Origin of the sequence: Haladaptatus sp. DYF46, assembly GCF_021083305.1 — an archaeon.
Classification (GTDB): domain Archaea; phylum Halobacteriota; class Halobacteria; order Halobacteriales; family Haladaptataceae; genus Haladaptatus.
This window is the reverse complement of the sequence record NZ_JAJFAY010000001.1, coordinates 670,197-684,065: the sequence shown is the minus strand read 5'-3', so window position 1 is coordinate 684,065 and position 13,869 is coordinate 670,197. Positions and strand designations below refer to the sequence as shown.

15 protein-coding genes are annotated in these 13,869 nt (G+C 62.3%); 8 read left to right on the top strand and 7 right to left on the bottom strand.

Going from position 1 to position 13,869, the window contains the following annotated elements:
- Positions 1 to 18 precede the first annotated feature (18 nt).
- Positions 19 to 2,034: a hypothetical protein gene (locus tag LJF34_RS03870; RefSeq protein ID WP_231183363.1), complete on the bottom strand. Its 2,016-nt coding sequence runs from the start codon at positions 2,032 to 2,034 to the stop codon at positions 19 to 21.
- Between the two features lie 143 nt (positions 2,035 to 2,177).
- On the opposite strand from LJF34_RS03870, the gene LJF34_RS03865 reads away from it, so the two are divergent.
- The 5 genes from LJF34_RS03865 to LJF34_RS03845 all read left to right on the top strand — a co-directional run bounded on the left by LJF34_RS03865 (position 2,178) and on the right by LJF34_RS03845 (position 6,197).
- Positions 2,178 to 3,050 (top strand): amidohydrolase family protein, encoded by an 873-nt coding sequence (locus LJF34_RS03865; protein ID WP_231183361.1) that lies wholly within the window; start codon positions 2,178 to 2,180, stop codon positions 3,048 to 3,050.
- Positions 3,051 to 3,118: 68 nt separating this feature from the next.
- Positions 3,119 to 3,334 (top strand): DUF4177 domain-containing protein, encoded by a 216-nt coding sequence (locus LJF34_RS03860; protein ID WP_231183359.1) that lies wholly within the window; start codon positions 3,119 to 3,121, stop codon positions 3,332 to 3,334.
- Entirely contained in the window at positions 3,327 to 4,355 is a 1,029-nt protein-coding gene (locus LJF34_RS03855; protein ID WP_231183357.1) for a hypothetical protein, read from the top strand. The genes LJF34_RS03860 and LJF34_RS03855 overlap by 8 nt, the downstream gene beginning before the upstream one ends.
- Positions 4,352 to 4,774 (top strand): twin-arginine translocation signal domain-containing protein, encoded by a 423-nt coding sequence (locus tag LJF34_RS03850; protein ID WP_231183355.1) that lies wholly within the window; start codon positions 4,352 to 4,354, stop codon positions 4,772 to 4,774. The genes LJF34_RS03855 and LJF34_RS03850 overlap by 4 nt, the downstream gene beginning before the upstream one ends.
- A gap of 61 nt (positions 4,775 to 4,835) precedes the next feature.
- The gene (locus LJF34_RS03845; protein ID WP_231183353.1) at positions 4,836 to 6,197 is read left to right on the top strand and encodes a dihydrolipoyl dehydrogenase; all 1,362 of its coding nucleotides are present in this window, start codon (positions 4,836 to 4,838) and stop codon (positions 6,195 to 6,197) included.
- Positions 6,198 to 6,247: 50 nt separating this feature from the next.
- Here the strand turns inward: LJF34_RS03845 and LJF34_RS03840 are convergent, their stop codons facing one another.
- The 4 genes from LJF34_RS03840 to LJF34_RS03825 all read right to left on the bottom strand — a co-directional run bounded on the left by LJF34_RS03840 (position 6,248) and on the right by LJF34_RS03825 (position 8,497).
- Positions 6,248 to 6,535 (bottom strand): hypothetical protein, encoded by a 288-nt coding sequence (locus tag LJF34_RS03840; RefSeq protein WP_231183351.1) that lies wholly within the window; start codon positions 6,533 to 6,535, stop codon positions 6,248 to 6,250.
- A 113-nt stretch (positions 6,536 to 6,648) separates the two neighbouring features.
- Complete coding sequence (locus LJF34_RS03835; RefSeq protein ID WP_231183350.1) at positions 6,649 to 7,323, bottom strand: hypothetical protein; 675 nt, start codon at positions 7,321 to 7,323, stop codon at positions 6,649 to 6,651.
- 19 nt (positions 7,324 to 7,342) lie between these two features.
- Positions 7,343 to 7,504: a hypothetical protein gene (locus tag LJF34_RS03830; protein ID WP_231183348.1), complete on the bottom strand. Its 162-nt coding sequence runs from the start codon at positions 7,502 to 7,504 to the stop codon at positions 7,343 to 7,345.
- Positions 7,505 to 7,510: 6 nt separating this feature from the next.
- On the bottom strand, positions 7,511 to 8,497 hold the full coding sequence (locus tag LJF34_RS03825; RefSeq protein ID WP_231183346.1) for an alpha/beta hydrolase: 987 nt from the start codon (positions 8,495 to 8,497) through the stop codon (positions 7,511 to 7,513).
- 188 nt (positions 8,498 to 8,685) lie between these two features.
- Between LJF34_RS03825 and sod the strand changes: the two genes are divergently transcribed.
- Positions 8,686 to 9,288 carry a superoxide dismutase gene (gene sod / locus LJF34_RS03820; protein ID WP_231183344.1) on the top strand — a complete coding sequence of 201 codons (603 nt, stop codon included), beginning with the start codon at positions 8,686 to 8,688 and terminating at the stop codon, positions 9,286 to 9,288.
- A gap of 108 nt (positions 9,289 to 9,396) precedes the next feature.
- Here the strand turns inward: sod and LJF34_RS03815 are convergent, their stop codons facing one another.
- Positions 9,397 to 10,065: a helix-turn-helix domain-containing protein gene (locus LJF34_RS03815; protein WP_231183342.1), complete on the bottom strand. Its 669-nt coding sequence runs from the start codon at positions 10,063 to 10,065 to the stop codon at positions 9,397 to 9,399.
- A 159-nt stretch (positions 10,066 to 10,224) separates the two neighbouring features.
- Here LJF34_RS03815 and LJF34_RS03810 point away from each other — a divergent pair, with 159 nt between their 5' ends.
- The gene (locus LJF34_RS03810) at positions 10,225 to 12,915 is read left to right on the top strand and encodes a PEP/pyruvate-binding domain-containing protein (RefSeq protein ID WP_231183340.1); all 2,691 of its coding nucleotides are present in this window, start codon (positions 10,225 to 10,227) and stop codon (positions 12,913 to 12,915) included.
- A 40-nt stretch (positions 12,916 to 12,955) separates the two neighbouring features.
- Here the strand turns inward: LJF34_RS03810 and LJF34_RS03805 are convergent, their stop codons facing one another.
- A complete protein-coding gene (locus LJF34_RS03805; protein WP_231183338.1) occupies positions 12,956 to 13,117 on the bottom strand; it encodes a hypothetical protein in 162 nt (53 codons plus the stop codon).
- Between the two features lie 44 nt (positions 13,118 to 13,161).
- On the opposite strand from LJF34_RS03805, the gene LJF34_RS03800 reads away from it, so the two are divergent.
- Complete coding sequence (locus LJF34_RS03800) at positions 13,162 to 13,599, top strand: hypothetical protein (protein WP_231183336.1); 438 nt, start codon at positions 13,162 to 13,164, stop codon at positions 13,597 to 13,599.
- Positions 13,600 to 13,869 lie beyond the last annotated feature (270 nt).

The window sequence follows — 13,869 nt, the reverse complement described above, 5'->3', positions numbered from 1 at the left end:
GGTCTGACGGGACCCGCACTACTTCAGCGTCACGTCGTCGATGACGACCCGTTGTCCGCAGTCGAGATACGCGTCGTAGCCGATGCCGCCGGACGACCACGTCCCGTCGCTCCCGGAAACCCTCGCGACGCGATTGCCGTCGGCGTCTCGAAGCGTCGCCATGTGGTTGCCCTCCTCGCTCCAATCCACGACGAGTTCGTACCACGCTTTCTGCGAGAGGGTGTAGCCGGACGAGTCCGAATCGAGTCGGCGTGCCGTCCCGTCCTCGTAGCGGAACAGCATGAGGTCGGCGTTGGCGAAGTCCACGCGAACGAAGTATCGGTTGTCGGCGTCCTGCACGCCGTAGGAGAGGTTGACGTCCGCCGCGCCGCCGTCGCCGCGAAGCCAGTAACTGACCGTTCCGCCCGCCGAGGGATACGTCGGGAGGCCGTCCGTACTCGTCATCTCCGTGGCCGTGTCGGTGATCGAGAGCGCGCTCTTTCCGGTTCGTTTGGGCGACGAAACGACGCTCGCTCCGGATTCGCCGCGGTCGAACGAGTAATTCGACAGCGTGTCGTCCTTGAACCGATCGACCGTCGTGTTCAAGTCGTCAGGACAGGTCGAATTCGCGCACTCCGCGGTTCCGACCGAGTTGTTCTTTCGTATCACGTCGCTCGAATGATCGAGGACGATGGCGTCCCCGGTCACGTCGAACGAACCGCCCTTCACCCTGCTTTCGTCGCAGTACTGAAGGAGGAGGCCGTCCCGGTCGTTGCCGGTCTGTTTCACACAACAGGACCAGAAGACGGAGTTCGGACGGCCGAAGGCGCGGAGGGCGGCGCTGCCGGGAGTCCCGTTGCCCGTGTGGTCCGCGTCGCCTTTCACCTCGACCTTGGAACAGACGACCGGTGCGGGCGTCGATTCCGGTTTCACGGCGTACATCGCCGCCGTGTCGTCCGTACCGATTCGAATTCGGGTGTCCCGTATTTCGGTCGTCCCGCTCCCGGCGGCGACGATTCCCCCGTCGCTCGGCGCGTCGGCGACTTGCACCACGTCGCAGTTCTCGACGGTCGCGTCGTCGGCGAACAGCCAGATGCCGCGCATGTTCGTCGGGAAGTCCGGGTCGGAATGCGCGCGGTTGACGACGACACAGCAGTCCCGAACCGTGCCGCCGGACCCGGCGAGGCGGACGTTGGCGATGTTGTTGTTCTTGTACAGGCCGCCGTTCACCGTCACGGTGCCGGTGCTCTTGCTCGACTCGTACAGTCCGTTGTTCGGGAACCCCTCTATCCAGCAGTTCCTGAGTTCGAGGCTTCCCTTCATGTACTGGTGGACGAACAGACCCACCGCGCCGCTCCCGTCGGGCGCGCCGTCTGGGGCGCGCAGTTCCTCGATGAGTCCGGTTCCGTCCTCGCTGAAGAGGCCGAAGACGAACGGTCCCAGCGAACCGTCGTGAACACCCCGATGGAGAACGTCCCGAACGAGCAACCCGTCGTCCACGTTGATCTGCATCCGTGGCGCTTCGGGCGCACTTCCGACGTCGTGTCGAAGCCCCTCGTACTGGATGTTGTACGACTCCCTTCCGCCGAGGGACAGCCACGATGCACCGGGATTCTGGGTGGCGCTATCCGGCGTGTCGAGAACGATGGTCGCGCCCGTTTCGACGCCAACCATCCCGAAGTCGTGGAGTCCTTCCCCGTAGTCGTACACCAACTCGGTGACGCGGAAGGTTCCCGCAGGGAACTCCAGTTTCGTGTTGCTCGTCAAGTTGTCGCGGAGGACGTCGTCTATCGGTTCCTCGCCGGTCGGGTCCATCCCGAGGTCGTCCACGACGTCGTACACGTCGTCGTACTGGAAGTCGTCCGGGTCCGGAACGTCGTTCGGTGCCGTCGTTTGGTCCGATATCGTCCCGTTCGTGCCTGCCGACGACGCCATCGTCGGGGCGATTCCGGCGGCGGTCCCCCCTGCAACCACCGCACCGCTTGCGATTTTCAGATACGACCGCCGGTCGAGCATCGCCGTTCGATCGTCTCGTGTATCGGATTTCTCGGACATCTTCGACAGAGACGTACGTATAATCCATAAAATCAATACGTTATTTAATTACTAAAATTATCGTTCATGACGACAGGATCGGTGGCGTGACTGCACGACGCCGGTTCGGCCATCTTTTTCACCTCTCCGGCGAACTACCGCGTATGACCCTCGACGTACTCGAAGGGGAGGAGACTCGAATCATCGACACGCACGCCCATCAGCCCACGAAGGAATTTCTGGAGGGCGCAGGCGGGCAGATGATGGAGGACGCGGCGAGCAAGTTCGGCGCGAAGATGGAGACGGACACCTACGAATCGTTCGTCGAGGAGTACCACGAGGCCGGTATCGGGCGAACGATTCTCCTCGGGTGGGACGCGGAGACGAACACCGGCAACCCGCCGGTGCCGAACGATTACGTCGCCGAAGTCCGCGACGAGTACGACGACTTCTTCATCGGTTTCGGCAGCGTGGACCCGCTGAAGGACGACTGCGTGGAGGAGGCGGAACGCGTCGTCAACGACCTCGACCTCTCCGGATTCAAATTTCAGCAGATCGCACAGGGTTTCGACCCGAGCGCCCCTGAACACGAGGAACTGTTCTCGACCATCGAGGACCTCGGGGTCCCCGTCGTCTTCCACGGCGGTAACTCCACGCTCGGTGCGGGCGCACCCGGAGGGCGTGGCCTCAAAATCAAGTACGGAAACCCGATGCTCATCGACGACGTGGCGGCGGAACACCCCGACCTGCAAATCCTCCTCGCCCACCCCGCGTTCCCGTGGGAACAGGAGCAACTCGCCATCTGCCAGCAGAAGGGGAACGTCTACATGGACCTCTCCGGATGGCTGCCGAAGTACATCGACGACCAAGTCCTCCACTACGCGAAGACGCTCCTGCAGGACAAGGTGATGTTCGGGACGGACTACCCGATGATTCGGCCGGGACAGTGGTTGGATCAGTTCGAGGACCTCGACTTCCCCGAAGCGGTCCAGCGAAAGATCCTCTGGGAGAACGCCGAGGAGTTCCTCGACCTGTAGTCGGAACCGGGGTATACGACATTTCGGGGCCACAATTCTATTCATTCTCGTTGCCGAACGAACAATTCATGGCGAAACGAGCGACCGAGCAGTGGGAATACCACACCATCAGGCCGCCGCGGGGGAGCACGAAAAAGGAGTCCATCGACCCCGTAAACGATCTGAACGATCTCGGCGAAGACGGTTGGGAGTTGGTGTCGACCATCGAGTACGTCGGTGGGGGGACGAAGTATCTCGTCTTCAAGCGACCGGCATGGAGGGACGACGACGATTCGGATGAGTGAGAGCGACGACAACGGCGACCAGATCAGCACCGCCAACACGATGCGTGAGCGGGCGGGTGAAAGCCGAGCGAAGCTGTGGATCGTTCTCGGCGCGAGACGGTTAGTCGTGACCGGCGTGATAATTCTACTCTTTTTCATCGCGTTCGTCCTCGCCGGGACGTTCCTCTACCCGCCGCTGAAGTCCGAAGTCGCGAAAACGGACACTATCGAAACGATGTTCTCGACCCTGTTGGGCGCGAACATCACCGCGACCACGCTCGTCGTCACCATCACCCAGTTGGTCATCTCGCAGGAGAACGGTCCGCTCGGCGACCAGCGCGGGCGGATGAGCGACGCGATGGACTTCCGGAACTTCGTCGGCGAGATGCTGGGCCACACCACGCCGTCCGACCCGTCCGCGTTCCTGAGCGAGATAGTCGACACGACCGAACGCCGAGCGAACGAACTTCGGGATTCGGTCGATGAGGAAGGAAACGAGGAGTTGTGCGACGAACTCGACGAGTTCATCGAAAGCCTCACCGGCAACGCGGACACGGTCAAGGAGAAACTCGACGGCGCGAAGTTCGGCACGTTCGACGTGCTATCCGCGGCGCTCGATTTCAACTACTCGTGGAAGATTTTCCACGTCGAGCGGATGCGCGACGAGTATCGGGACGAGTTATCGGACGAGCAGTATCGGCTCTTCGAACAGTTGAAAACATCGCTGTCGATGTTCGGCCCTGCACGCGAACACATCAAGACGCTCTACTTCCAGTGGTCGCTCATCGACCTCTCGCAGATGATACTGTACGCCGCGATTCCCGCGCTGTTCGTGGCGGGTGCGATGCTCGCCTTCGTCGGAAGCGGAACGTTCACGGGGACGACCCTCGGGTTTTCCGACATTCTGTTGGTCGTCGGCGCGGCGTTCAGCGTGACGCTGATTCCGTTCATGCTGCTCGTCTCCTACATCCTGCGCATCGCGACGGTCGCGAAACGAACGCTCGCCATCGGACCGCTCATCCTGAGGGATTCACAGCGATGACGGGGAAGGACGCGAATCAGGGGGAGAACGGACGCTCACGCCGAGCGTTCCTCGGTGCGGCCGCCGCGGCCGGACTCGTCGGCACGAGCGGTTGTCTGACCCTCGACCCGAAGGCGAGCGTCTCGGGAATCGACGACTCGGAGGTGTTCGAGAAGGTTTCGGTCAGCGAACCGTGGGCCAGCGGTCGGGTGAGCGCGAGCGTCAGTCTCACATCGGACGCGACGACGAGATACGGCGTCAGAAAACTCGTCGTCATCAGTTCGAGCGGGAGCGAGTTCGACACCGGTACCGTCCAGAGCGGCCAAACGTCGAAGAAGGTGTTCGTGCCGGTCGGCAAGTCCACGCTTTCGGCGGTCGATTTTGACGGCAAGACGGTCGATACGGTGTCCGTGAACGTCAGCGGCAACCGGATTCTGTAGGTCGGGGTTTCCGCGGTGAGATTCTTCACTGTCCCCGTCGTATGGGAGCGGGGAGATTGGAATGGAGGAATTCGATGTGGTCGTCATCGGCGGGGGAACCGGAAACAAAGTGGCGCTCGCGGCCGCCGACCGAGGGTTGGACGCGGCGCTCGTCGAACGCGGACCGATCGGCGGAACGTGCGTCAATCGCGGGTGTAACCCGTCGAAGACGCTGATTCATCGCGCCGACGTCGCGGAAACCGTGCGCGGTGCTGGCGAGTTCGGACTCGACGCCGAACTGGATCGAATCGACTTTCCGCGTATCGTCCACGAAGTGACCGACGCGATGGCGGTCAAATCGGACCGGATGGAACGCGCCGTCAGGGAGCGCGAAAACGTCACGCTGTTCCGCGACGATGCGCGGTTCGTCGGGGAGCGGACCCTCGAAGTCGGCGACGAGCGGATTCGGGGTGAGAAAGTCGTCGTTGCGGTCGGCGCGCGGCCCGCTATTCCACCCATCGACGGTATCGAGGACGTGGATTACCTCACGAGCACCGATGCGCTTCGTCTCGACAGACGGCCCGACCGACTGGTCGTCATCGGCGGCGGCTACATCGCCGCCGAACTCGGTTACTTCTACGAAGCGCTCGGGACCGCCGTCACCATCATCGGGAGGAACGACGTCCTCGTCCCGACCGAGGATCGCGAAATCGCGGAGACGTTCACGGAAGTCGCCCGTCGTCGCCACACGGTTCACGTCGGCTACGAAGCCACCGCCGTGACGCAGGAGGACGGACGGGTGACGGTGACGGCGACAGCGGACGAGGGCGAACCGATCGCGGTCACGGCCGACGAGGTACTCGTCGCGACGGGCAGACGACCGAACACCGACCGCCTCGACCCGGAAGCGGCGGGCATCGAACTCGACGACGGGGGGTACATCGAGACGGACGAGTACCTCGAAACGAGCGCGGAAAACGTCTGGGCACACGGCGACGTTATCGGGACTTACCAGTTCAAGCACGCCGCCGATCACGAGGTGGAGTACGTCGTGAAAAACGCCCTCGACGGCGAGGATGAGGCGGTCGATTACACCGGTATGGGCCACGCGATTTTCACGTCACCGCAGGTTGCCGGAACCGGACGGACCGAGGAGGAACTGCGGGACGACGGACGGGAGTACCTCGTCGGACGATGTGCTTACGGCGAGACGGTGATGGGGAACACGCTCAAGGACAGGGACGGATTCGTCAAGGTCCTCGCGGACCCCGACGGGGAAATCCTCGGCTGTCACATCATCGGTACCGACGCTTCGACGCTGATTCACGAAGTCCTCCTCGCGTTGGCGAGCGGGTCCGGGACGGTCGGCGACGTCACTGGGACGATTCACATCCATCCGTCGTTGAGCAAAGTCATCCTCAAGGCCTTCGAGGACGTCGAGTAGACGACGGCTCGTCAGTGCGTCGGCCGGAGTGTGTCCGATTGCGATGTGACTTACGGCGTGTCGCTCTGGGCGACTTTCGGTGCCCGTTTTCCGGACTCCACCATCCGCGTCTGCGGAGTGGGTTCGGTACAGCGTTGCTCCTCTCCGAACTCGATGGACGTGTGATGCACGTCGGAGTGCCGCGCCCGCTCCTCGACAGTGATTGTATCGAGGACGCGACCGCCGACAGTTTTCGGGAGGGTAGACGCCTCGTAGGCGTCGTCTATCGTGGGGGCGTCGAGGGTGCGGCGGACGACGCTTCCGTCTCTGTACGTGTAGGTGACCAACCAGACGGACATGTGGTTTCAACAGTAGCTTTTGACAGCGTGGGTGAAAGCTTTGTGGTATTGGACAAGGTATTGGTATGAAAACAGACCAGTAGAAAAATGGGTGGTATAAAAATACGGACCAGTCAGCGGCCGGGGGCTAAACGCCGCAATCCGACGCGTGATTTCGTCCGGCGATAGCGCCGATACTGAATCACGATACCCGATCCGACGAGGATCAACCAGAGGACCTCGTTCGTTCCGAGCGTCGTCCACACGTCGGCGTGAAACACCGGCAGGACGGTTCCCCACTGGCGCGCGAGTCGTTGGAGGATGGTCGCGCCGAAGAGGCTCGTCACGATCGTCAGGAACGGGAGGTAGAACCGCCAGACGAGAATACCGACGACGGCGGCGGCGGCCAGCGACCCGACGACGGGGTCCACGGCCCCGTTGAGCATCGGGATGGCTATCGATTCCATTCCGCCCGAGCCGAACGAGGAGTAGGCCACCGACGCGGCGGTGATGACGGTCACTCCGATGATGACGAACCGTTGGGCGGAGTACGCGATTCGACTCCCGATGAACCCACCGATGAGGACACCGACGAGCGACACTACCAGGAGGTCCGGCGATGCGATTCCGAACGACGGGGCGAGGGTTCGCGCGGCGAAGCTCCCGAATAGGGCACCGCCGAGACCGCCGACGAGCGACGTGAGTTGTGTTACGAAGGAGTAGCCGAAGTAGGTGAACGCGAGTCCGATACCGACTGCGAACACAACGACGGCGGTCGTGAAGGGATCAGGGACCATTTCGTGTGTCATATCCTAGGTCCCGGTTCCGTTAAATCGTTCGGTGGATTTTTGACAACAACTCCGATTTCCCGGCGCTTTTCTCCCTTACTTTCGACGCCGATTCGATCGGCCGATACAGCCACGCCGCACAGCGCGTTCCGTCGCTCTCGAAGTCGGCCCGTTCGCGTCGAATCGTTTCAGTCCGGGCCATGAGTCCTCATTCGAACGTCCTTCGAAGCGCCTCGCCGGCGCGTCGGCGCACGTCCTCCGCGGCCTCGACGCCCGGGAACGGGTCGGCGAGTCGGCGCATGTTGGCGAAGTCGTGAATCATGCCGTCGTAGTTGGTGTGGTCCACGCGGACGCCCGCATCGGAGAGCGCTTCGGCGTAGGCGTACCCCTCGTCCCGAAGCGGGCCGTATCCGCACGTAACCAACGTCGTCGGGGGTAGTTGGGCGAGCGTCTCTTCCGGTGCGCGAAGCGGAGACGCGCGCGGGTTGGCTCCGTCGATGTCGTCGCGCAGGTAGTGGTTCCAGAACCAGACCATTCCTCGTGCGGTCAGGAAGTACCCATCCGCGTTCTCCTCGTACGATTTAGTGTCGTAGGAGTGGTCCGTCACAGGATAGAGCAACACTTGATGCTCGATTTCGGGTGCATCGACTCCCTTTTCGACAGCCATCTGTGCGACGACCGTCGCCAGGTTGCCGCCCGCGCTTTCGCCGACGACGGCTAGGCCCTCGCCCGCCCCGATTTCGTCGGCGTTGTCGGCGGCCCACTTCGTCGCGAGATAGGCGTCCTCGACGGCACCCGGGAACGGGTGTTCCGGGCCGCACCGATAGTCCACGGAGACGACGACGCAGTTACCCTCGTTGGCGAGCGACCGTGCGACGCCGTCGTGGGTGTCGAGGTCGCCGACGACCCAACCGCCGCCGTGGAAGTAGACGGCCACGGGAAGCGATTCGCCGGGGGACGGGTCGTAGATTCGAACGCGGATGTCCCGCGCGTACGCCGGGATTTTCCGCTCCTCGACCGAGGCGACCGATTCGGGTTCGACATCCGGGGTGAAAAGCCCGCCCAACAGCGCGCGGGCCTGTTCCGGCGAGAGGTGCGAAAGGTCGGGTGCATCCTCCTCGACCAGTGTGTCCAACAGTGCCTGTGCGTCGGAGTCGAGTTCGTGAGCCCGTCGCTCGTCGGTTACTGTACTCATCGAACGCCATATGCTACCGAGGTGCATAATCTCGTTGGCCAACCAACAGGTGCGTTGGATGTCAGACCTGTCTTCGAACGTACTCGTCCTCCATCGCTCCCTCCGCACAAAACGACAGCGATCCTACTTGAATTCGTTACAGGAAATCCTCATGGTATCGCCGGACGTATCCGAATTCGGTGATATCGATGATCGAATACGAACTACCGCCGCTCCCGTACGACTACGACGCACTAGAACCGCACATCTCCGAGCAGGTGCTGACGTGGCACCACGACACGCACCATCAAGGCTACGTCAACGGATGGAACGGTGCCGAGGAAACCCTCGCGGCGAACCGCGACGAAGGCGACTTCTCGTCCTCGGCGGGTGCCATTCGGAACGTCACCCACAACGGCAGCGGCCACGTCCTGCACGACCTGTTCTGGCAATCGATGGGTCCCGACGGCGGCGACGCTCCCGAGGGCGCGCTGGCCGACCGTATCGAGGAGGATTTCGGTAGCTACGAGGCGTGGAAGGGCGAGTTCGAGGCCGCCGCGAGCGCCGCCGGCGGCTGGGCGCTTCTCGTCTACGACTCCTTCAGCAACCGACTTCGGAACCTCGTCGTGGACAAACACGACCAGGGTGCGCTCTGGGGCAGTCACCCCATTCTCGCCCTCGACGTATGGGAACACTCCTACTACTACGATTACGGGCCGGACCGCGGTGACTTCGTCGACAACTTCTTCGAGGTCGTCGATTGGGAGGAACCCGCCGACCGCTACGAGCAGGCCGTCGAACTGTTCGAGTAACGCGACGCGACCACAACTATCGGAGTACCACCATTTTCGCCGGTGACACGGCCTCCGTCGTCCGAGACCGGAGATACCGTCGTGACCCATCGTGAAACTCCCGTCGTCTCAGCGTACGAACTCCGATCGGAGGAGTTCGGTGATAAGTTTCAACTCCGCCTTCTGGAGGTGTTCCGAAACCGTGTTCGGGGCACAGTCGAGTCGAGCGGCCACGTCCTCGTGTGTCGCGCGTCGCGGATGCTCGTAGTACCCGAGGTCGAAGGCCGCGAGCAGCGTCTCCCGTTGCCGGTCGCTGAGATCGGAGAGCGGGGTTTTACGACTCCGGTCGAACTCCCCGATAGCGCTGATTTCGAGGTTGATCTCCGGAGGAAACCCGTCGACCGCGTTCTGAAGCACTGCCGTGCTTCCCACGAGACGGGTGTGAACCTGCCCGTCACGGTAGAGCAACGGTTTTTCGACCACCAACCCCTCCTGCGTTATGGTTGCGACCATCCTCTTCAACAGCGGAACGGCATCGGGTTCGAGTACGGCGAGAAGCGTGAATCGGCCCTCGGATACCCGCGTCGTATCCACCGACCGTATCCCGGTCACGCTGACCGCTTGGTCCCGAAATCGCTCCCTCTCTCCGTCGACTTCCAAGAGGGCAGTTACGGCGTCGTCGGAGAGGTTCCAGTCGTACAACCGCGCCTCGTCGACGAACGACGACCGCGCGAGCAGATCGAAGATCTCCGGCGTTCGCTTCGGGTCGGGCGTGCCGGTGAGCCGAGCGTACTTCATACGGGACGCTATATTCGCTTACTTATATACTAGCCGACCATACCCGGGATAACGATTTACGGCTCATAACTCCAATCGTCTCCTAGATATCCGGTAGCGGCGTCCGTTACAGGGAGAACTGTCCCGGACGCCGTTACCGACTCACGAGCCAGAAAGACAATGGACTACTCACGAGCGGATTTCCACGATGCAGCCTTCACCCTCGCGTTCGGAGACGAGAGCGCGACTGACCCGTGTGTCACCGGCGGGAAGGGTGCGAACCTCGCCCGTCTCGTCGACGCGGGTATCGCCGTCCCGACGGGGTTTTGCGTGACGACGGACGCGTATCGGACCCTCGTCACCGATCCGGAAACCCGTCGAGCGATCGAAGCGGTTGACGAACTCGACCCGACGGACGCGGACCGTATCGGCGAACTGGGCGCGACGATACGGGAACGCATTCGAAACGCTTCGTTTTCGACCGACGTCCGGGACGCTATCGAAACCGCGCTGGGAGAACTCGACGCGGATACCGTCTCCGTTCGGTCGAGTGCGACCGCGGAGGACCTCCCGACCGCCTCGTTCGCCGGGCAACACGAGACGTATCTCAACGTCCCCTCCGACGACGTCCTCGACAGGGTACGCGATTGCATGGCGAGCCTGTACACCGACAGAGCGGTCACGTATCGGCTTCGAAACGACGTTCCGAGTTCGGACGTCGCGCTGGCAGTCGTCGTACAAACGATGGTCGATGCGGACACGGCGGGAGTGCTCTTCACCGCGGACCCGATTACGGAGAACAGACGCGTGGCCGTCATCGAAGCGAACTACGGACTCGGCGAATCAATCGTCGCCGGGGAAGTGTCCGCCGATACGATTCGCTTCGACCGGGAGCGTGATACCGTTCTATCGTACGATATCGGTCGGAAAGCGGTTCGGGTGCGATCGGGGGACGAAAGCGGTGTCGAACGCGGGACCGTTCCCGACGATTTCCGGGGACGGCGTGCGCTCTCGGGGGAGCAGGTGCTTCGACTCGTAGAGTGCGGCGAGGAAATCGAGGAACTGTTCGGCGGGCCACAGGATATCGAATGGGCCTTCCACGACGGCCGGTTGTTCGTCCTCCAGTCCCGTCCCATCACATCCCTCTTTCCGCTCGTCTCGCCGGACGCGGACGACGGCCTGTTGCACGTGTACATGAGTTTCGGACACCAGCAGGCCATGCCGGAGGCGTTGCCGCCCCTCGTCGTGGACTTCTGGCGGTCGTTCATCGACGGCGGGGCCGAACGCTTTCGACCACCGGAGTCGGGAGGATTGTCCGCGGAAGCCGGGAATCGAGTGTACGTCGATTTGACGCCGCTCGTTCGACTCGCGCCGTTCCGACGGCGGGTGCCGAACGCGTTGTCGTTCCTCAGCGAACCGGCATCCGACGGACTCCGGGAAGTGTTGCGGGACCGAGGACACGACATCTCGGAACGCGGACGAATAGCAGCGTGGGTGCGGGTACTCCGAGCGATCCGACGCGGCGGGCCATCGCTCCGGCCCATCGTGTCCGAGGCGCTGTCCCGGTTCGTTCGCTCGCTCGTGTTCGGTCTTCCCGAACTCGACGAACTGTGGGCGTGGAGCGACGCGTGGGGAAACAAAGAGGCGAGCAAACTCCGCGCACCGCAAACGACGGAAGGACGCGTTCGAGCGGTCTTCGAGGGGGTCGATATCATCGCCTTCTTGGGACATATCGCACCGAAAGGCGCGTCGATACTTCCGGGCGTCGTTGCAGGGTGCCTGCTCGGGAAGGTCTTCCCCGATGCCACGGACGAAATGGACGCCATCGGAAAGGGATTTCCGGACGAAGTCGTCACTCGAATGAACGGCGAACTCGGGGAGTTGGCGGCGCTCGCCGGGAACGCCCCTGAAGTGAAGGCGGCGCTCGATTCGGGCGCATCGCTGGACAAGATTCGAACTCGTTCGGGCGGCGAGGAGTTCGCGGAGGCGTTCGAGTCGTTCATCGATCGATTCGGGCATCGAGCGACGGGTGAAATCGACCTCCGTCGGCCGCGGTGGCGGGACGACCCGTCGATGCTCCTCTCGACGATTCGGAGCAACGTTTCCCACGGTACGGAACGCGAAACCGGAGAACATATAGACGAACTGCAACGCCGTGCGACGACGGCCCAGCACCGACTGGAAGCGCGAGCGAATCACGGTGCGTTGGGACCGATTCGAAAACGCGTCGTTCGCCACTTGATTCGAAGCTACCGAAAAGCGATGCCGTTCCGCGAATTCCCGAAACAGGGGATGGCTCACGTGTTCGCGACGGTCCACGAGATTTGTGCCGAGGCCGGGGAAACGCTGGCCGAGAGCGGGCGCGTCGAGCGCCCGGACGACGTTTGGTTCCTTCGGCGCGACGAACTCCTTGCCTTGCTGGGCGGGACCCCGGTGGACGTGGACATCGAATGGCGGCGACGGACCCACGAACGATACGCGAACCAGACCGCGCCGCCGTTGCTGACCGGCGAAGGCGAACATCCGACGGCCGCGCATAATCGGGACGTCGACGGGGAGATGCTCGTCGGGACGGCCGTCTCCGCGGGCGTGGTCGAAGGGACGGCCCGCGTCGTCCGGGACCCGTCCAAAGGAAGCCTCGAACCCGGTGAAATCCTCGTCGCGCCATCCACCGACCCCGGTTGGACGCCGCTGTTCCTGAACGCGGCGGGACTCGTCATGGAAGTCGGCGGGCGGATGACGCACGGGGCGCTCGTCGCTCGGGAATACGGAATTCCGGCGGTAGCCTCCGTCTCGAATGCGACCGCCGAGATTCGAACCGGCGACCGGATTCGAGTCGACGGCAAAAACGGAACCGTCGAACGGTTGTGAAAATACGGATGCCGGAAAGCGATAGAGAAACGGGTCGTGATTAGTTCTCGTCGGTGCCATCGACTACACCGCCGTCCGCTGTGGCACGCATCTCGGCGCCGGACAGTTCTTTCAGCTCGTCATTTGACAGTGCGAGCGAGACGATCAGACTCATCCCGAGGACGACGACACCGACGAGGAAGACGACGTGAAAGGCGTCCACGAGTGCCTGGATATTTCCCTTGAAGCTGTGGCGAAAGCTGGTGAATGGTCCGGGGGCTCTGTGAGACGACGTTCGCATCGACGCCTTTCGGAAGCACGTCTGCCAGTTCGTTGATCAGTTTTCGGTCGAAGACGATACTGAACTCGGAGACCCCGAGCGCGCCGCCGAGGTCCCGTCCGAAGCTGTACAGCGAACTCACTTCGCCGATATCACTGCCGCTCACGGCGCTTATCGACATCCGAGCACAAGCGATACACGGCGCGGAGTACAGGGACCGAATAGGTCGGATCGACCGCATGTTCGAGGACCAACTCGCCTCGGACATCGAGGAAGCGGTCGAGGAGGGAATCATCCGCGAGATGACTGTTCGGCCGACGGGTCGGATCGAACGTATCCGGCGAATCGAACTTTCGGTCGTCGCGGTTGGCGGAACCGATCCACGCGACGACGTACTCTCCTCGATGGTGCGTCCTCGGTGCTGAGCGCCGCGGGTGGTCGTTCCAATCGGGCTTCGTTCGTTTTTGCTCATTCATCAACCAAACGTTCGGTTGGTAATTACGTTCGACGGTATCTCGGCGCAACTCGACACCGCATCGAGGATGGTGTTCGATGGGAGCGATCCGTGTTCCTCCGAAGAGAAAAACGATCGAACGGAGAGCTACGATACCCTAATTATACAAATGATCCATTATTGAATTAATTTCTAGTATATTCAATTAACTATTTTAATAGTCAAAATATAGTCTGTGCTG